2 protein-coding genes and 2 pseudogenes are annotated in these 3,686 nt (G+C 38.4%); 2 read left to right on the forward strand and 2 right to left on the reverse strand.

The genetic code is table 11. The features are described 5' to 3' along the window. Positions 1-123 precede the first annotated feature (123 nt). Positions 124-291 (reverse strand): annotated as a pseudogene (locus BQ7314_RS15835) (ABC transporter permease); the annotation flags it as partial. A gap of 599 nt (positions 292-890) precedes the next feature. Here BQ7314_RS15835 and BQ7314_RS09735 point away from each other — a divergent pair. Together BQ7314_RS09735 and BQ7314_RS09740 are read left to right on the forward strand one after the other, a co-directional pair. After that, complete coding sequence (locus tag BQ7314_RS09735; protein ID WP_174483514.1) at positions 891-1,982, forward strand: glycosyltransferase; 1,092 nt, start codon at positions 891-893, stop codon at positions 1,980-1,982. A gap of 201 nt (positions 1,983-2,183) precedes the next feature. Then, entirely contained in the window at positions 2,184-2,726 is a 543-nt protein-coding gene (locus BQ7314_RS09740) for a hypothetical protein (RefSeq protein WP_174483515.1), read from the forward strand. Between the two features lie 20 nt (positions 2,727-2,746). On the opposite strand, the pseudogene BQ7314_RS09745 reads toward BQ7314_RS09740, so the two are convergent. Further along, a pseudogene (locus BQ7314_RS09745) lies at positions 2,747-3,578 on the reverse strand (sugar transferase). Positions 3,579-3,686 lie beyond the last annotated feature (108 nt).

Below are 3,686 nucleotides of genomic sequence, written 5' to 3' on the forward strand. Positions count from 1 at the left end.
ATTACCAAACAAGCTTGGCGGTTCTTAAAAAACAATTTCCTAAAGAAAAGCGCCACATGGCTCTTTGAGCGCAAGCTCCGACCTGTTTTGATGGCATATCTGTAATAAAATGTCGGACACCGTTAGTATATTGGAGAGAATAAGCGCATAAATTAAAACTTGGGATAATGGGTTGATAATCACCCATAAGCCACCGAGTTTGCTGCGTGCAAAACGACTAACGAGATCGTTACGAATAGAGCTTAGGACAAAGTGACGATAGTGCCACAAGCTTTTGAACATATTAGGCATTAGGTGTTTTTATTGGTTTTTCACTGGGCAAGCACTAACGTGTGCTCTATACGAAGCATAAGGGTTTGATATTTGAGTTACGTAGGCTAAGGTGCTCGTCATTAACGTTAGTTTTGATTGTAGATCTGAGTTGTTTTTTTAAGAAAATGAGCGCAGTAGTATAACATTTTCGAGGAAGGGGGCAGGAGCTTTGCGATAAAAATAATTAGGCATACTGTAAATTATAAAACTTTATTCCTTATGTGTCATAGGTATCATATAAATACAAAAAGATGTAAGTCGAAATAGTTCCGCCTCTTATTGCAAAGTGGATACCTAAGCTTATAGTCTTAATATAGAATTTAAGAGCAAGGTGGAATAAATGGATAAGATCTTGTTTGAAAAAAGTCATTGCGTCGTGCTTTGCCGTGGGTTAGTAATGAATGTTCGGAAAGCATTGAGATTTTAGCCACGGATTTTGATGCACAAGATGTTTCGTTAAACTTAGTATGAGCAGTGAAAGCTGAGTGTTGCGATGGGCGACGCTTATATAGATTGTCAGCCGCCAACCATGAGACTGGTTTTTAAAGTGTTGGCTATTAAACAAGGAAAAACGCATTATGAAAGTCGCTATCATTCACTATTGGTTGGTTAATATGCGTGGGGGCGAGAAAGTTGTCGAGGCGTTACTTGATTTGTACCCCCATGCGGATATTTATACGCATGTATTTGATGAGCAAGCTGTCTCGGAAAAAATAGCTCGGCGCATTAAAGGGACGACTTTTATTCAAAAATTGCCTAAAGCTAATAAATTATATCAATCCTACCTTCCTTTAATGCCATTTGCTTTAGAGCAATTGGATTTAAGAGCATATGATTTAATTTTATCGAGTGAATCAGGTCCCGCGAAAGGGGTGATTACGTCACCCAATAGCGTACATATTTGTTACTGCCATAGCCCGATGCGTTATGTGTGGGATATGTATCACGATTATTATCAGCATAGTTCCTTACTAAAGAAATTAGTCATGCCATTCTTGCTGCATCGTTTACGTTTGTGGGATTTAGCTAGTTCGTTTCGCGTGGATCATTTTATTGCTAATTCATCTTTTGTAAAAAAACGTATTAGTAAGTTTTATCGCCGCGATAGTGAAGTGATTTATCCTCCTATTAATATTGCAGACTTTTATATAGCGGAGAAAGTTGAGGATTATTATTTAATAGTCGGTCAGCTGGTTGCTTATAAAAATATCCGGTTAGCGGTTGAGGCGTTTAATCAAAATGGTAAGCGTTTAGTGATTATTGGTGCGGGCTCTGAATTGGCCAGTTTGAAGAGCATAGCAGAGGGTAATATTCAGTTTTTAGGATATCAAAGCTTTGACGTGATTAAGCAACATTATGCTCAATGTCAGGCATTAATTTTTCCTGGTGTGGAAGATTTTGGTATGGTACCTGTCGAAGCAATGGCGAGTGGTCGGCCGGTTATTGCGCTTGCTCAAGGCGGTGCACTAGATACGGTTATTGATGGAGAGACGGGGGTACTTTTTGATGTCCCCGATGTTAGTGCTTTAAATGGCGCAATCCATAAGTTTGAAGAAAATTATCAAGCCTTTTCTTCTGAGCGAATCAGGCTGCATGCGCAGCAATTTGATAGTGCTATTTTTAAGCATAAGATAAAAGCATTTATTGATAAGCATATGCAAGCGCATTGAGGTTTCCTTGAGGTCATCATGCGTTGTAGGCTCGAATGTAACCGCTCACGCCTCTTTTATAGATTTCGGGGGTGACGATATTTATATGAAATTTAGGAAGGATTGTGAACATTTACATCTGGGCTAAACCAGTCTTAACAATAGAATTTGTATTTTGGTATACTATAAAAAATTAAAAAAATATATTGTTAGGTTTATATTATGGCTTTAGCGCAAGAAGATATTGAGATAATTCAAAGCATAGTTGAAAAAGCAATTGAAAATACGCCTGAGCTTAAGAATGGAAATATACGTTATGAGATTGATTTGCGAGAAAGAACAATCAGGGTTGAGGAGGAGCTAAAGCATCAACGTGAATTAATGCTAGAAGGCTTTAAGGCTATGGATAAGCGTTTTGAACAAATGGATAAACGTTTTGAACAAATGGATAAACGTTTTGAACAAGTTGATAAACGTTTTGAGCAAGTTGACAAACGTTTTGAAGCGATGCAACTGGAAATGAATAAGCGTTTTGAGCAAGTTGACAAACGTTTTGAAGCGATGCAACTGGAAATGAATAAGCGTTTTGAGCAAATGCGGGAAGAATCGATTAATCGGTTTGAACAAATAGATAAGCAATTTGAGAAGCAAGGGCAAGCAATTATGGATATACACCAAGAAATTAAGCTGCAAATGCGTTGGAGTTTTGGTGTATTAATTGGCGTGGCTGGGCTTGTTATTGGTGTATTAAAATTGATGGGTTAGGGAATAGAAGGGCTAGTTCCTTAGTGCATGTCTCCATGGTTAAGTGCTTTAAACAAAGTCATAAAAATAATTTTTAAATCAAACCAGAGGGACCAATTTTCAATATAGTATAAGTCGTATTTTACTCGAGTTTTTAGGCAGGTATCGCCACGCCAGCCGTTAACTTGTGCCAACGATAGACATATCGCCTTTGAGTACATTAATAAATTGCGGGAGTTCATCTAAACTGGTTTTTCGTAGGAACTTGCCCACTCGTGTAAGACGTTTATTTTGTGCCTTCCCCCAAATAAGCTCTTGATCACTATTCACTGACATAGAGCGAAATTTTAGCATCTGAAACCGGGTACCATTCCAGCTAATTCGTTCTTGGCGGTAAAATACGGGCCCCGGCGAGCTCAATTTAACAGCTAAGGCAATCAGCAGCATTATTGGGCTAATAAGCAATAAGATAAAGGTGGATAATAGCTTGTCTTCTAGCCATTTGATAATCGCGTTGGTGCCTTTTATGGGTGAGCTTGACATGTGAATAACGGGCATGCCATCGATTTGTGAAATAGAGTGATTGAGTAAAAGTAGACTGCTAATATCGGGAATTAATAGGACCTCTACAGATACAGAGTGCAGCTGGTGGCAGATTGTTTCAATTTTATCCATGTCTTTTAAGGATAAGGTCAGCCAAACTTGATCGATATTATGTTTTTCAACATAGTCTATCAGTTGGTTTAAGTCGCCTAATTTATTGAGGCCTTTAATTGTGCCATTTTCATCACAGAAAAAACCGCTAATTTCTAGCCCCATCCAGTCAGCTGATTGTACGCGTGCAGCGACTTGAGGTAACTTCTCATTATCCACAGGCAATTATTTAAAAGTTGTTTTACAATATATTCTATGAACTCGCCTAAACCGAAACTGCCAGAGATAAATGAAGAAGATCGCACGCCGCTAGTGGATGTGCTGTTG

It is taken from the genome of methanotrophic endosymbiont of Bathymodiolus puteoserpentis (Logatchev), from assembly GCF_900128525.1.
Lineage (GTDB): Bacteria > Pseudomonadota > Gammaproteobacteria > Methylococcales > Methylomonadaceae > Methyloprofundus.

Coding starts and splice junctions, on each gene's coding strand:
- BQ7314_RS09735 (WP_174483514.1), top strand. CDS start 891: ATGAAAGTCGCTATCATTCACTATTGGTTGGTTAATATGCGTGGGGGC.
- BQ7314_RS09740 (WP_174483515.1), top strand. CDS start 2,184: ATGGCTTTAGCGCAAGAAGATATTGAGATAATTCAAAGCATAGTTGAA.